Here is a 14,465-nt window from a genome sequence, read left to right on the forward strand (position 1 = left end):
GAAATCCAGGTGTTTTTGTTTGGCTTTAAAGATTTTCAACCGCTTTTCCGAGTACTTCGCCTATAGGATCGCTTATCACAAGGTCGGCCTTGTAGTCAAAAGGGGTTGGAGTCTTGTTTATGAGCACCATGCCGGAGCCACTGAAATACTCCACAAGTCCTGCCGCAGGATATACGGCAAGGGAGGTACCCCCTATTATGAGCAGGTCACACTCTTTTATATGGGATATTGCAGATTTGACAATATCCATGTCGAGCCCTTCTTCATAGAGGACTACGTCCGGTTTTACAATTGCACCGCATTTTTTGCACCTTGGAACATTCGAACTGCTGGATATAATGTAGCCCAGGTCGTAAAATAAATTACAGCCCATGCAGTAATTCCTGTGAATTGAGCCGTGAAGCTCAAGTACATTTTGGGAACCGGCCATTTGATGGAGCCCGTCTATGTTTTGGGTTATTACGGCCTTTAGCTTGCCAAGCTTTTCGAGTTTGGCAAGAGATATGTGGGCCATGTTGGGCTGGGCATTTCCATATATCATTTTAGACTTGTAAAACTCGAAGAACTCATCTGTGTGGGACATGAAAAAGCTGTGGCTGAGCATGACCTCCGGCGGATACGATTTGTCATTTGAGGTTTTGTAAAGGCCGTTTCCAGAGCGAAAATCGGGTATTTGGCTTTCGGTTGAAACGCCTGCACCTCCAAAGAAGACTATGTTGCTACTTTCTGCGATCATATCTGAAAGCTTATTTACTGAAGACATTATACCACTCCTTTATCTTTTTATAGACACAGTATACCATCAATTCTAGAGAACAAGAGAGTAAATTACAAGCATGCTAAAGGGAGTATACTTTAAATAATATTATCGTAAATGATACTAATGTATCAACAAAAACAAAATGCAAAAAGATTAAAACCTACAATTTAAAACGAACAGAAATTTTGCGGCATGCCGCAAAAGTATTCTCAAAAGATACGCCGCAAAAATTCTGTTAGTCTTAAATCGAATGGGACAGTACAAGCACCAGTTGAAATGTCAATATTTTACAGTGGCGTAGGGTTGAAGGAATTGGATTATGAGAATTTACAGTCACTACAATGTATGTTTTAACAAAATATATAAGGGTAATAATAAAAAGAGCTAAGTACTTAACAATATACGGGGAGGTAATCACATGAAAAAATATGTTTGTCTGGCTTGTGGCTATGTATATGACCCAGAGGTTGGGGATCCTGACAGTGGAGTAAGCCCTGGAACTGCATTTGAAGATATTCCAGAAGACTGGCTGTGCCCTCTGTGTGGAGTGGGCAAGGACATGTTCAAAGAAGAAGAGTAAAAAATTGATGGGAGGGACATTCAAATTGATTAAATTAAGAGAGATATATAAATGTGATATTTGTGGAAATGTTGTTGAAGTAGTATGTGCAGGAGCACCGGCTCTTGTATGCTGCGGAGAAGATATGAAAAAACTTGAGGCCAAGTCTGAAGACAAGGCCAAAGAAAAACATGTGCCTGTAGTGGAGGAAACTGCCGGAGGAGTAATGGTGAAGGTTGGAAGCGTGCCCCACCCGATGGAGGACAACCACTATATACAATTCATAGAGGTTCTTACTGAAAAGCAGGTTCTAAGGGCAGAGCTAAAGCCTGGCCAAGAGCCATCTGCAATGTTCAATGTAAAAAAAGACGATGTGATGGAAGTAAGGGAGTATTGCAATCTCCACGGACTTTGGAAAGCTTAAGAGAGTTAATTTATAAAAGACAGCCGCCCGTGTAACGGGCGGCTTAAATATTGCATTAAATGCATAGAAAAACCCCGATGCGCATAAATTCTGCGTTTGGGTTGCTGAATTTTAGGAGGATCCATTTTATCTGTATGCGTCTATTATATCCAAAAGCTTGGCTATACCCTGCCCTATGAGAGGAAGGTTTACCCAGCTTCTCAATATATAAAACACAAGGGCTGCAAGGGCGGAAAAACCTATTGCCATTCCAAGCCCTCGGGCAAGCCCCATTATAAAATTCACATATATAAGCCTTAATGGATCATTTATCAAATCGACATAATCCTTTAATTTGCTCTTGTCTATTATTACTGCCAGCTCGTCTATTTTGTCTTGGAGCTCAGGGTTTAAAATCCTGTTGTTTTCACCATTGCCTTTATTGTCTTCCAAATTATAAAACCTCCAGTTGAAATGGATTTAAGGCGAATTAAAAGCGTAGACTACTTGGAATAAGTATATTTTCATTATAACCCTATACGGGCTTTGAATCTACAACAGATATGGCAGAAATGATTTATACAATAAATATATACCCTCAACTCTATATTTATATATAAAAAATTTTTTTGATGGTTGACATATGGACAGATGGAATATATAATTTATAGAAAGTTGATATTTAAAGACTGTGACGGGAAGAGTATGTATGGAAATTCATTTAAAGAGAGCCGATTATGGTGGGATTTCGGCATTGAATCTGTATTGAAGAACATCCCCGAGTTTCTAACCGAAATCGCCAAGAGAGTAGGCTTAGACGGCTTCAATCCGTTATAAATTGAACAGCATCGAATGCCTGCAGGAATTCCGTGTTGTAGTGAGATGGCTAGATTTGTTTCTAGTCAATTAGGGTGGTACCGCGAAATCATAACCTTTCGTCCCTTCGTGGGGATAGAAGGGTTTTTTTATTTTCTAAATAAAATTTATATTATAAATTGTAATGTTATTTGAATGGAGGAATTGAAAATGGAAAGAACTATAATACCAAGAGGCTACGAGCCAGGACTTACGCTTAGAGAAACTGAAGTGGCAATAAAGAGAATAAAAGACTATTTTGAAAGAATGCTCGCTCAAGAGCTTAACCTTACAAGAGTTTCTGCACCACTTTTTGTAAAGCCGGAAACCGGACTAAACGACAACCTTAACGGAATAGAAAAACCAGTTTCATTTGAAATAAAAGCTGACCCAGGTGCTAGACTTGAAATAGTACATTCACTTGCAAAATGGAAGAGAATGGCTCTTTATAGATACGGGTTTGAGTTAGGAGAGGGTCTATATACTGACATGAACGCAATAAGGACTGATGAAGACCTTGACAACCTACACTCTATATACGTTGACCAGTGGGACTGGGAAAAAATAATCTCAAAAGAGCAAAGAACAAAAGAAAACCTAAGAGACATAGTAAAGGGAATATACAGTGTGTTTAAAGACACTGAGGAATATATATATAAGCTATACCCTCAGTTTGAAAAAGTGCTTCCAGAGGAAATATTCTTCATCACTACTCAGGAGCTTGAAGACATGTATCCAGACCTTACTTCAAAGCAGAGAGAAGATACAATAACAAGAGATAAAAAAGCAGTATTCCTTATGGAGATAGGCCACAAGCTTGCATCAGGTGAAAAGCACGATGGAAGATCACCAGACTATGATGACTGGACTCTAAACGGAGACATACTTTTCTGGAACCCTGTGCTTGAAAGAGCGTTTGAGCTTTCTTCAATGGGAATAAGAGTTGACGAGGCGGCTCTTGAAAACCAGCTCGATATTGAAGGATGCCATGAGAGAAAAGAGCTTGACTACCATAAGATGCTGCTTGAGGGAAGACTTCCATACACCGTAGGTGGAGGAATAGGACAGTCGAGAATATGCATGTTCTTCCTTAAAAAGGCTCATATAGGAGAAGTTCAAGCTTCAGCTTGGCCTGAGTACATGAGAGAGACTCTTAAGGATTCGAAGATATTCCTTCTGTAAGCTTACGATATTAGTGCATATGAGAGCCGTAAGCTATTATTAAAATATTATTTTGACATAGGAAAAATCCCGGATATCATATGATATCCGGGATTTTTTGATATAGAATATCACGCAATGCATATGTGCTTTAGAATTCTGCTTTTCATGCAGAGACATACTGAAAAATGCAAGATTTATAACGAACCATTTCTAAAAATGCATACAAAAATACAATAAAATCACTGCGGTGAGTGGGCGATGTATTGAAAAATAAAGAAAGCTTTAGGCGGGATGTTAATGTTGAATATATTGAGATGAATGAAATATGCAATTTTGAAAGCGGGATAAATTATTTTTTTATATAAAAATACATATCGAATGTTGACTGACAAAGCCTATTTGTGTATAATTGTATACATAAATACATCGATCTTTGGAAATGCAAAATACAAAAACATACATTGATATAAAATATTATATTGATGATTTTATTTTTTATAGGGTATCATCTATACTAATGAAAAATTATAAGCTTTGAGCGATGCCCTTAGAAATATAACGGCAATGGGTCAATACAAATCAAACTGGGTTTTATTATTAAAAATACAAAGATTATAAAGAGGTGAGAGTATGGGACTTAATTTAACTTACAAAGTATTAAAAGATCATCTACTTGAAGGAAAGCTTGAGACAGGACAGGAAATATGCATTAAAATTGACCAGACGCTTACTCAAGATTCAACTGGGACAATGGTTTACCTTCAACTTGAAGCCATGGGAATAAAGGATATAAAAACTGAAAGATCAGTGGCTTACATAGACCATAATACGCTTCAGCAGGGATTTGAAAATGCCGATGACCATGAATTTATAAAGACTGTTGCAGCAAAGTACGGCATAGTATACTCAAAACCAGGAAATGGAATATGCCATCAGCTTCAACTTGAAAATTTCGGAAAGCCTGGATCTACGCTTCTTGGATCGGACAGCCACACTCCTACAGGTGGTGGGCTTGGAATGATAGCTATAGGAGCAGGAGGGCTTGATGTTGCCGTTGCTATGGCAACAGGTAAATATTTCATGAAGGCGCCAAAGGTGCTTAATGTTAAACTGAATGGAAAGCTTAAGCCGTGGGTTTCTGCAAAGGATGTAATACTATATGTCCTAAAAGAGCTTAGCGTAAAAGGCGGAGTTGGAAAAATAGTGGAGTATTCTGGAGAAGGCGTAAAATCACTTTCCCTTACTGACAGAGCTACTATCACTAATATGGGTGCTGAACTTGGAGCCACTACATCTATATTCCCGAGTGACGAGAGATCATTAGAATATCTTAAGTCCCAGGGAAGAGAGGCTGACTACAAGGAGATGAAGGCTGACGAAGATGCATATTACGACGAGGTCATAGAAATAAACCTCGAAGATATAGAGCCGCTTGTTGCACAGCCTCACAGCCCGGACAATGTGAGACCTGTAAAAGAACTTATAAACCTTAAAGTTGACCAGGTTGCAATAGGAAGCTGCACTAACTCTTCTTATTCGGATCTTATGAAGGTGGCAAGAATACTAAAGGGCAAGAGTGTTCATCCAGATGTAAGTCTTTGCATATCGCCAGGTTCAAGTGCAATACTAAAGGCGCTTGCTGAAAATGGAGCACTTGCGGATATGATAGCAGCAGGAGCCAGAATACTTGAATGTGCGTGCGGGCCTTGCATAGGAATGGGGCAGGCGCCTAAGACTGATGCGATATCGCTTAGAACATTCAATAGAAACTTCTATGGAAGAAGTGGAACTGAAAGCGCACAGGTTTACCTTGTGAGTCCTGAAGTTGCAGCAATTTCAGCAATACACGGATACCTTGAGGACCCAAGGGTAATAACTGATGAGATAGATTTTGAAATGCCAGAAATATTTGAAAAGAGTGAAAATCTGTTTGTATACCCTAAAGAGGACAGAGAAAGCGTAGAAGTTGTTATGGGACCTAACATAAAGCCATTCCCTATAAATTCACAGCTTGAGGATTCAATGTCGGGCAAAATTGTACTGAAGGTAGAAGACAATATAACAACAGATCACATTATGCCTTCAAATGCAAAGCTTCTGCCATATAGATCGAATATACCGTATCTTTCGAATTACTCTTTCAGCACTGTAGACACTGAGTTCCCTCAAAGATGCATGGATAATGACGGCGGGTTCATAGTAGGAGGAGACAACTACGGACAGGGATCAAGCAGGGAGCATGCCGCACTTGCGCCATTGTACCTTGGCATAAAAGCTGTAATCACCAAGTCGTTTGCAAGGATACACAAGGCAAACCTTATTAACAGCGGTATAATACCGCTTGAGTTTGCAAATACTGATGACTATGAAAAGATAGGGTTCATGGATGAAATTGAAATATCGAACATACTTGAGGACCTTCCAAAAGGAAAGCTTACCTTAAAAGATAAGGCTGGCGGAAATAGCATAGAAGTTTTATTCGAAGGATCTGAAAGAGACATTGAAATACTTAGAAGAGGCGGATATCTTAATTACGCCAAGACTAATCTTATATAGGAGGCAAAAGACTATGGTTAAAGTGACTTTAATACCAGGAGACGGAATAGGGCCTGAAGTTGCATACGCAACAAGGGACGTGATAGATGCAACGGGAGCACAGATAGAATGGGAAGAGGTAAATGCGGGCGAGACTGTTTATAAGGAAAAGGGAACTTTCATACCAGATGAGCTTATTGAAAGTATAAATAAAAACAGGATTGCATTCAAGGGACCTATAACAACCCCTGTGGGAAAAGGCTTCAAGAGCATAAATGTAACTCTAAGGCAAAAATATAAGACTTATGCCAATGTAAGGCCTGTAAAGAGCATACCTGGCGTTAAGTCTCCATTCAACAATATAGACCTTGTTATAATGAGGGAGAACACGGAGGACCTGTATGCTGGAATAGAGCACGAGGTTACAGAAGGCGTTACGGAGGCTATAAAGGTGATAACCGAAGAGGCATCTACCAAGATAGCCGAATTCGCATTCAAATATGCAATTGAAAACGGCAGGAAAAAAGTAACTGCTGTTCACAAGGCAAATATAATGAAAATAACAGATGGACTTTTCATAAGATGCGCCAGAAAAGTGGCTGAAAAGTATCCTCAAATCGAGTACGAAGAGGTAATAGTTGACAATATGTGCATGCAGCTTGTAATGTATCCTGAAAAGTACGACGTACTTGTTCTTCCTAACCTGTACGGGGATATCGTTTCAGACCTTTGTGCAGGGCTTGTAGGCGGGCTTGGCCTGGTTCCGGGAGCTAACATAGGAGATGACATAGGAATATTCGAGGCCGTACACGGAAGTGCGCCTGACATAGCTGGGCAAAATCTTGCAAACCCTATAGCGTGCATACTGTCGGGAGCCATGCTTCTTGATTATATAGGAGAAAAGGAAAAGGCACAGATGGTAAGAAAGGCTGTATGGGCAGTAATGGAAGAAGGAAAAGTCAAGACTAGGGACCTTGGCGGAACGGCTTCGACAAAGGAGATCACTGCCGAAATTTGCAGACAAATAAGTCTTCAAAAATAGTCGAAATAGATTGACTTTATGTTCTAAATATAATACAATGACCATGAAAATAGCATTATCGATGAGTACAACTATAACAGTTCGGAAGGGAAAAATTTTTATGGTTTCTAATTTATTTTCGAAAGAAAAGAATAAATCATCTTTAAGTTCAAAAATATTCAACATATTGAGAGACAACATACTTGAAGGGAAATACTCTCCTGATGAAAAGCTTGTTGAGATAAAGCTTGCAGACGAGCTTGGAGTCAGCAGGACGCCTGTAAGAGAAGCACTAAAGCAGCTTGAGCTTGAAGGTCTTGTTGAAAACATTCCCAACAGGGGAGTTATTGTAAAGGGCATATCTAAGCAGGATATAAGCGACATATACACGATAAGACTTGCCATAGAGGCTATAGCCGTTGACTGGGCAATGGAAAGAATGACAGATGACGATTTGGATAAGCTTAAGGAGCTCTACGAGCTTATGGAGTTTTACACCATAAAAAAAGACGTGCTTAAAATATCTGAGCTTAATTCTCAGTTCCATGAGATAATATACAAGGCTACAAAGAGCAGATATCTTGAGCAGATACTGAAGGACTTCCAGTACTATATAAAGACTACGAGAAACAAGTCTTTAAAGACTCCTGGAAGACTGGACAGCGCTCTTGACGAGCATAAGGAGATACTTGATGCATTCCTTGAAAGGGATGCTGAAAAAGCCAAGATTGTGCTTGCAAAACATATAAACACTTCTAAGCAAAATGCCATAAAGGTGAGCGAGAGCGAAAACGATAGTGAATAATCAGTATAAAACTAAAAGGGCCGAAAGGCCCTTTTAAAATGTTCAAATAAAAATATACTAATGTGCTTTCACCTGTTTTTACTTATTAAAATAGCAGGTTTTGATAACCTGCTATTTATGTCTTGTTTTATAAAGGTTTTAGTATGTTATAACTTCCATGTCTGAAATATCTTCTCTCAGTACTTCTGCAAACCCTTCGGGGATTGCTATTGTTGAAGGGTCTCCATCGCTTATGAATCTCGTTTTTTTGCCCTCGTCATATCTTTTGAGCCAGTCGTAAAGACCCACGTTGTCTACGTTGGTCTCGCTCGCTCTTACCCTGTGTACGTTGAGTGCGTCAAATTGCTTGTGGAATGGAGACTTGTAAGGATCCCATCCAACCCTCAGCACGCATTTGTTCTCATAAGATACTCCTTCATATGTTCCAGAGTATACCGCTGCTCTGTTGTCCTCGTCGGGAAGCCCTCCAAAGGGAAGAGCAAGTGTGCTTACTTCGTATTCTGGAGCATAGCTGTTTACAAGCTTTACAATGTTTGCAAGCTGTTTTTTTGTCTCTTCTGAATCGGTTTTAGAAAGGTCAGCATGTCCGAAGGTGTGGTTTCCTATGTCGTAATTGTTTTGGATTAGGAAACTGATCTTGTCCTTTGCCTGAGCTTCGTTTCTAAAGGGGTTTGCATTTACAAAAAATGTCGCAGTGGCATTGAAGTCCGGATGTTTTTTCTTGAAATTTTCCATAATGCCTACTGCGCATGCAGGATCTATGACAAGGTTGCCATCTTCTCCTCCTATGTATTTGAAATTATTTTCGTTTCCGTCGTCAAACGTTATAACAACAGGTGTAAATCCTGCTTTCACAGCTATGTTTCCGCTTGCATAGTCTGTAAGGCTTATAGCTCTAAAGCCCCTGCTGTAGAGTTCTTCAAGGTCCATTTCAAAGTTTTCGGGAGTCCTTGTCCATGTAGTTTCAGGATATCCTATGCTGTGGTACATAAGAACCATGACCTCTCCCAGTTCGTTTACCGAAAGTTCCTGAAGCTCCGATCCAGAAAGTCTTTTCGCCTGATCTTTTTCTGAAGTAGCATCTTTTTCAGCCGGTTGATGCTGGACTATCTGCGAGCTCTCATCCGCATTTGCATTATCTTGTATGTTTGAACATCCTGTAAAGGAAAGCATTCCTACTGCCACTGCAAGAGATAAATATCTTTTCATTATGACACCTCTTAAAAATTTTATGATTGAAAAAGAAATATTTTCATATAATTATAATATCACAATTATATCAAGATAGACTGATTTTTTAAAATCCGGCAGATGGGTTTAAAAAAACAAAATCATGGTCTTGTATAAGGTTTCCCATTCGCAAGATTCGAAATATTAAAAAAATTCAGTAGAATGTTATGGCGTTGGGGCTGCATTTGTAATAGAATGTAGTCTATACGATAAACAACAAAATAAATATAGGGGGGATTTCATGTTTTCTGAAAAGGTTGTAAAAAGTCTTGAAAAATCATCTTGGATAAGGGCTATGTTTGAAGAGGGGGCAAAGTTGGCCCGAAAATACGGGCCCGAAAATGTATATGATTTCAGTCTTGGAAATCCGTTTGCGGAGCCGCCGAAAGAGGTTTTAGATTCTCTTAAAAAGCATGTGACAAGCGGGGAGAGGGGAACCCACAAGTATATGAACAATGCGGGATATGAGAACGTAAGGGAAAAAATAGCAAAATCGCTTCAAAAGGAAAGCAAAGTCGAGCTTTCAGCGTCAAATGTGATTATGACAGTCGGCGCTGCTGGAGGACTTAATGTAGTTTTAAAAGCAATTTTAAATCCAGATGACGAGGTAATAGTATTTGCACCTTATTTTGTGGAGTACAATTTCTATGTGGACAACCATGGAGGGAAGACTGTAATAGTACCGTCTGACACGTCGAATTTCGAGCCGGACCTTAAGGCGTTTGAAAAAAGCATAACTCCAAAGACAAAGGCAGTTATAATAAACAACCCGAACAACCCTACCGGAGTGATATACAGCAAGGAAAAACTGGTGGAGATGGCAAAGATAATAGAAAAGAAGGAAGCCGAGCAGGGTGATATATATGTGATCTCTGACCAGCCCTACAGCAAGATAGTTTATGACGGAGCAGTTGTTCCGAGCATACTTTCAATATTCAAGAATTCATTCGTGGTGAATTCCTTCAGCAAGTCACTGGGGCTTGCCGGAGAGAGGATTGGGTATGTGGCTGCAAGCAGCAGAATAGATGGAATAGAGACGCTTATGAACGCGCTTACTTTCTGCAACAGGACTCTTGGGTTTGTAAATGCCCCTGCGCTTTTCCAAAAGGTCATATATGATGCGCTTGACGCGCAGGTGGACATTGAGGACTACAAGCTTAAAAGGGACATGCTGTATGAAAATCTTAAAAGGCTTGGATTTGAATGCGTGAAGCCTCAAGGGGCCTTTTACCTGTTCCCTAAGGCGCTCATGGAGGACGATGTGGAATTTGTAAAGAGGGCAATAAACCACAATATTTTGCTCGTACCCGGAAGCGGGTTTGGCTGTCCTGGATATTTCAGGATTTCGTACTGCGTGGAGCTTGACATGATAGAAAGGTCCATAGCGGCATTTGAAAGGCTGGCGGCTGAGTTCAAATAGACAGGGTACTAAATAGTTAAGTTTTGTCTGTATTAATTAACTCCAAAAAAATAAGGCTATGTTCTGATCTGGATTACAAATACCAGATCAGAACATAGCCTTGTTTTGATTTTGCCATATCATTATACTGCTCCAAATGTTTAATTATATAATTTTTCGAGTATTCCGACTAATGTCCAAGCGCTTTTGTAGTGAATATATTCAAATTAATCAAACATTTAAAATTTGTTTCAATATGGTAATATTAAACTCTGTACCTTGAGAATGTTTTGAATTCACTTCGATTTTTCCACCAAGCTGTTTTTCGACTATATCCTTGACAAGGCTTAATCCAAGACCTCTGTTTATTTGACCGGTTTCATAATTTATCTTTGTAGAAAAACCCGCCGAGAATATATTTTCACTGTCTTCCGTTTTTATACCGCAGCCGTTGTCACATATTGAAAAAATATGATTTTCACTGTCGGTTGTATGCCTAAAAACTATTTTTCCGTTATCTCTAGGGCCGATAGCTTCCATGGAATTCATTATCAAATTCCTGAATATAGACATAAGCTGATAGTGCTTGTCCGTATAGAAATTCTCAGAAATGTTGAATTCAAGCGATATGTTGTCTCCCTCCGAACTCGCCTGTATAAGCATGCTGTCCTTTAGTATTTTAACTACATCTTTAAAGTTCATTCCCGAATCGTGGAGCTTGTTGTCTATCACCTCTTCGATTCCACGAAATATGAGTCCGTATTCTTTTTTTATTTCATGAACGTCCCTGGCTATATTTACAGACATATCAGCCCACTCATCACGGCATTCATCATTTGATATGTTTTCAAATAGAGAGTATGCGTTTGACATTACATTTTCTATGTGATCCATATTCTTCTCCATCCAGTACATCTCAGTCTTGAGCTGAGATGTTATCCAAAGAAGCTTTCTGTACCTGTTTTCATGGTCCTGTTGCAATATGAGTATTTTGTGATACTGCAAAGCCACAATTATGATGCATATAATTGTGGTTCTTGCGATTGCAATCATGAAAATCATTCCGACTATGGAAAGTTCAGAGTCGAAAAGCTTCCATTGCATTCGCACATAAAGCTCTATAAGGTTTGAAAAGAAATCGCAAATTATAAGATTCATAAAAAACTTTGTTAAATCAGTTTGAATATTTTTTCTATTTAGGAAATGATAGAATATACCGTAACTCACATAAGAAAACAGTTCGGGTAAATATGCAAGCAATGCAGTAGAATACTCGCCATACCTAACTGAAAACGCAAAAATTCTTAATATGTATACAAACAGCGCTGAAATCATTCCTGTTTGATAGGGGTTCAATTTCCTGAAAAGAAACAGGAACACCGGAAAAAGTATTAATCCGAAAGATATATTAAAGTCGGATGTGAATAGATTGATGTATATTTGTGACGCTAAAGCTACAATGACGCCCGTTTTAAGTACTCCTTTTAGATTGCCCACATTAGACCATCCCCCTTTAAAGTTTTAAAAAGTTTCAAATAGTATAAAATTGTTTTGCTTGTAGTATACCAAAATATGAATGCTGTATACAAGACCCTTGTGGTTAATTTAACTAATTCTCAGACTTTATATGCGCCATCGTTGGATCTTAAACGCATGAAAATTAGCGAAAACCCTATGGGCTGTGTTTGAGGGATGCCTAATCTGGGGAGTTAAACCCGGGAATTAGAACGCAATATATTTTTTTGAAGAAAAATATTTGAAATTATTGATTCTTTTTGAAGTGGATGATTTAATATGAATTTAACAATTTATTTAAAAAGTCTGAAAATAAAGAAATGTTGAGCTGTTTAGTAAATATTTATTATTTTAAAAAATTAATAGCAAAATAATCAGGAGGTAGAAAATGAATCGAAAGATGAATCAGACAAAGGATAGTTTTGTGGTGGGGATGGCCCTATTTGCAATGTTTTTCGGAGCAGGAAATCTAATATTCCCACCGGCGCTTGGACTGGCTTCGGGAAAGGGATGGCTTGCATGTCTTGTGGGATTTTTACTTACAGGGGTGGGAATGCCTCTGCTTGGAGTTCTGTCTGTATCTAAGGCCGGCGGTACTATAGACCATCTTGCGGGTAAAGTCAACCCAACTTTCAGCAAGATACTTGGAACGGTGATAATACTTGCGCTTGGACCTCTTCTTGCAATACCAAGAACCGGGGCCACAGTTTTTGAGCTTGGGATAAGACCTTCAATGCCAGGAGCAAATCCTATAGTAGTATCAATTGTATATTTTGCAGCAACTCTTTTTCTTGTAATAAAGCCATCTGGCATAGTTGACAAGATAGGAAAGGTGCTTACACCTATACTGCTATGCATAATAGGTGCGATAATAATAAAAGGAACGGTTTCCCCTGCAGGAATGCCTGTTGAAACAGGGCTTGGAAATCCATTTTCAGTAGGATTCACAGAAGGATATCAGACGATGGATGCGTTTTGTGCGTTAGTCTTTGGTGGAATATTAATGCTTACGCTTAAGGAAAAGGGATACGAAAAGAAAGAAGACCAAATAAAGCTGACTATGAGAGCAGGACTTATAGCTGCAGTAGGGCTTGCATTTGTTTACGGGGGTCTTCTTTACCTTGGATCGACAGTAAGTGGAGTATATCCATCTGACATAGCAAGAGCAGATTTGGTAGTTGGAATAACACAAAGCGCTCTGGGCTCTGTCGGAAAAATAGGCATAGGTATTGCATGTTCTGTTGCCTGCCTTACTACAGCAGTTGGTATCACTGCAACTGTAGGAAACTATTTTGAAGAGATAAGCAATGGGAAGCTTTCGTACAGAGCGGTGGTAATAGCTACTGTGGTAGTAAGTGCAATATTCTCTAACTTTGGAATAGAGAATATAGTTAAGCTTGCAGTTCCTCTTTTGGTGACGGTTTATCCTGTTGCCATAGTGCTTATAGTAATGAACCTGTTTGACAATTTGATTAAAAACAAAAAAGCGTATCTGGGCGCAGTTTACGGAGCTCTTTTTGTAAGTCTTTTTGATGGGATTTCAGCAATGGGAGTAAACACAGCATTCATAGGAAAATTGATGAGCAGCCTTCCTCTTTCAGGAGCGGGATTTGCATGGATAACTCCTTCAATTGCAGGAGCTGTCATAACTACAATGCTAATGTCTGACAGAGAAAAAAGCAGGGAAGAAAGTTCGGTTTTGTAGTAAATTTGTTTTTATGCAATCCTTACGAAAGGAAGTTAATATGAATTTCTACACATCGGAATTTTTAGGCCCTAGATTTGTAATATTTCATTATTTTATAAAATGGTATATAGACCGATTTGGAATTGTCTCCTATATTGTGGCTTTACTAGGAGGAATAATGGCATTTTTTACATATGTGATTATGCTTAACCTCCACAAGGGAGAAAAGGATGTAGCTATGATGATAACCCTTCTTGCAGTAATAGTCATGGGAGGGCTCATGGGTCTTGGAATAGACATCTCAAATGGACATGCTCCTATCGTATAAACCGAATTAAACAAAAAGACCGCCTGAAAATCAGGAGGTCTTTTTGTTTGTAAATCTCCAAAAAGGCATGCTGATTCATATCATCAGCATGCCTTTCGCTAAGCGTTAATATTAATCCGAATTTACGCAGGTTACAGTTGTATGGGGTATAATGGTCTTGTATATTATAGTTGAATATGGCAGGAAGTACATAGTGCTGTGACG

13 protein-coding genes and 1 other annotated feature are annotated in these 14,465 nt (G+C 39.0%); of the genes, 9 read left to right on the plus strand and 4 right to left on the minus strand.

Features of this window, described 5'->3' with window-relative positions; translation table 11 throughout:
- Positions 1-25 precede the first annotated feature (25 nt).
- Positions 26-763, minus strand: coding sequence for an NAD-dependent protein deacylase (locus BUQ87_RS04300; protein WP_038268180.1), 738 nt, complete (start codon positions 761-763; stop codon positions 26-28).
- Between the two features lie 415 nt (positions 764-1,178).
- On the opposite strand from BUQ87_RS04300, the gene rd reads away from it, so the two are divergent.
- Together rd and BUQ87_RS04310 are read left to right on the plus strand one after the other, a co-directional pair.
- Positions 1,179-1,340, plus strand: a complete 162-nt coding sequence (gene rd / locus BUQ87_RS04305) for a rubredoxin (protein ID WP_074210035.1) — start codon at positions 1,179-1,181, stop codon at positions 1,338-1,340.
- 25 nt (positions 1,341-1,365) lie between these two features.
- Entirely contained in the window at positions 1,366-1,743 is a 378-nt protein-coding gene (locus tag BUQ87_RS04310; RefSeq protein ID WP_143182396.1) for a desulfoferrodoxin, read from the plus strand.
- Positions 1,744-1,869: 126 nt separating this feature from the next.
- Here the strand turns inward: BUQ87_RS04310 and BUQ87_RS04315 are convergent, their stop codons facing one another.
- Positions 1,870-2,175: a DUF5665 domain-containing protein gene (locus tag BUQ87_RS04315; protein WP_074210036.1), complete on the minus strand. Its 306-nt coding sequence runs from the start codon at positions 2,173-2,175 to the stop codon at positions 1,870-1,872.
- A gap of 229 nt (positions 2,176-2,404) precedes the next feature.
- Positions 2,405-2,668 (plus strand) — a binding site (T-box leader).
- An 80-nt stretch (positions 2,669-2,748) separates the two neighbouring features.
- Between BUQ87_RS04315 and asnA the strand changes: the two genes are divergently transcribed.
- From asnA to BUQ87_RS04335, 4 genes are all read left to right on the plus strand, one after another.
- Positions 2,749-3,759, plus strand: coding sequence for an aspartate--ammonia ligase (asnA, locus tag BUQ87_RS04320; RefSeq protein WP_187655960.1), 1,011 nt, complete (start codon positions 2,749-2,751; stop codon positions 3,757-3,759).
- Positions 3,760-4,371: 612 nt separating this feature from the next.
- Positions 4,372-6,297 carry an aconitate hydratase gene (locus BUQ87_RS04325; RefSeq protein ID WP_038268189.1) on the plus strand — a complete coding sequence of 642 codons (1,926 nt, stop codon included), beginning with the start codon at positions 4,372-4,374 and terminating at the stop codon, positions 6,295-6,297.
- Positions 6,298-6,310: 13 nt separating this feature from the next.
- Positions 6,311-7,318: an isocitrate dehydrogenase (NAD(+)) gene (locus BUQ87_RS04330; RefSeq protein ID WP_038268192.1), complete on the plus strand. Its 1,008-nt coding sequence runs from the start codon at positions 6,311-6,313 to the stop codon at positions 7,316-7,318.
- Between the two features lie 100 nt (positions 7,319-7,418).
- The gene (locus BUQ87_RS04335) at positions 7,419-8,102 is read left to right on the plus strand and encodes a GntR family transcriptional regulator (RefSeq protein ID WP_038268195.1); all 684 of its coding nucleotides are present in this window, start codon (positions 7,419-7,421) and stop codon (positions 8,100-8,102) included.
- Positions 8,103-8,240: 138 nt separating this feature from the next.
- Here BUQ87_RS04335 and BUQ87_RS04340 read toward each other — a convergent pair whose 3' ends face one another.
- Positions 8,241-9,311: a polysaccharide deacetylase family protein gene (locus BUQ87_RS04340; RefSeq protein ID WP_052636438.1), complete on the minus strand. Its 1,071-nt coding sequence runs from the start codon at positions 9,309-9,311 to the stop codon at positions 8,241-8,243.
- A gap of 262 nt (positions 9,312-9,573) precedes the next feature.
- On the opposite strand from BUQ87_RS04340, the gene BUQ87_RS04345 reads away from it, so the two are divergent.
- Positions 9,574-10,752: a pyridoxal phosphate-dependent aminotransferase gene (locus BUQ87_RS04345; RefSeq protein WP_038268198.1), complete on the plus strand. Its 1,179-nt coding sequence runs from the start codon at positions 9,574-9,576 to the stop codon at positions 10,750-10,752.
- Positions 10,753-10,962: 210 nt separating this feature from the next.
- Here BUQ87_RS04345 and BUQ87_RS04350 read toward each other — a convergent pair whose 3' ends face one another.
- A complete protein-coding gene (locus BUQ87_RS04350; protein ID WP_159434263.1) occupies positions 10,963-11,889 on the minus strand; it encodes an ATP-binding protein in 927 nt (308 codons plus the stop codon).
- Between the two features lie 745 nt (positions 11,890-12,634).
- On the opposite strand from BUQ87_RS04350, the gene brnQ reads away from it, so the two are divergent.
- Together brnQ and BUQ87_RS15130 are read left to right on the plus strand one after the other, a co-directional pair.
- Positions 12,635-13,951, plus strand: coding sequence for a branched-chain amino acid transport system II carrier protein (brnQ, locus tag BUQ87_RS04355; protein ID WP_038268204.1), 1,317 nt, complete (start codon positions 12,635-12,637; stop codon positions 13,949-13,951).
- A gap of 160 nt (positions 13,952-14,111) precedes the next feature.
- Positions 14,112-14,261 (plus strand): hypothetical protein, encoded by a 150-nt coding sequence (locus tag BUQ87_RS15130; RefSeq protein ID WP_159434264.1) that lies wholly within the window; start codon positions 14,112-14,114, stop codon positions 14,259-14,261.
- Positions 14,262-14,465 lie beyond the last annotated feature (204 nt).

The organism is Peptoclostridium litorale DSM 5388 (assembly GCF_900141635.1).
GTDB classification, from domain to species: Bacteria; Bacillota; Clostridia; order Peptostreptococcales; family Peptostreptococcaceae; genus Peptoclostridium; species Peptoclostridium litorale.

Coding starts and splice junctions, on each gene's coding strand:
- BUQ87_RS04300 (WP_038268180.1), bottom strand. CDS start 763: ATGTCTTCAGTAAATAAGCTTTCAGATATGATCGCAGAAAGTAGCAAC.
- rd (WP_074210035.1), top strand. CDS start 1,179: ATGAAAAAATATGTTTGTCTGGCTTGTGGCTATGTATATGACCCAGAG.
- asnA (WP_187655960.1), top strand. CDS start 2,749: ATGGAAAGAACTATAATACCAAGAGGCTACGAGCCAGGACTTACGCTT.
- BUQ87_RS04325 (WP_038268189.1), top strand. CDS start 4,372: ATGGGACTTAATTTAACTTACAAAGTATTAAAAGATCATCTACTTGAA.
- BUQ87_RS04330 (WP_038268192.1), top strand. CDS start 6,311: ATGGTTAAAGTGACTTTAATACCAGGAGACGGAATAGGGCCTGAAGTT.
- BUQ87_RS04335 (WP_038268195.1), top strand. CDS start 7,419: ATGGTTTCTAATTTATTTTCGAAAGAAAAGAATAAATCATCTTTAAGT.
- BUQ87_RS04340 (WP_052636438.1), bottom strand. CDS start 9,311: ATGAAAAGATATTTATCTCTTGCAGTGGCAGTAGGAATGCTTTCCTTT.
- BUQ87_RS04345 (WP_038268198.1), top strand. CDS start 9,574: ATGTTTTCTGAAAAGGTTGTAAAAAGTCTTGAAAAATCATCTTGGATA.
- BUQ87_RS04350 (WP_159434263.1), bottom strand. CDS start 11,889: ATGAATCTTATAATTTGCGATTTCTTTTCAAACCTTATAGAGCTTTAT.
- brnQ (WP_038268204.1), top strand. CDS start 12,635: ATGAATCGAAAGATGAATCAGACAAAGGATAGTTTTGTGGTGGGGATG.
- BUQ87_RS15130 (WP_159434264.1), top strand. CDS start 14,112: ATGGCATTTTTTACATATGTGATTATGCTTAACCTCCACAAGGGAGAA.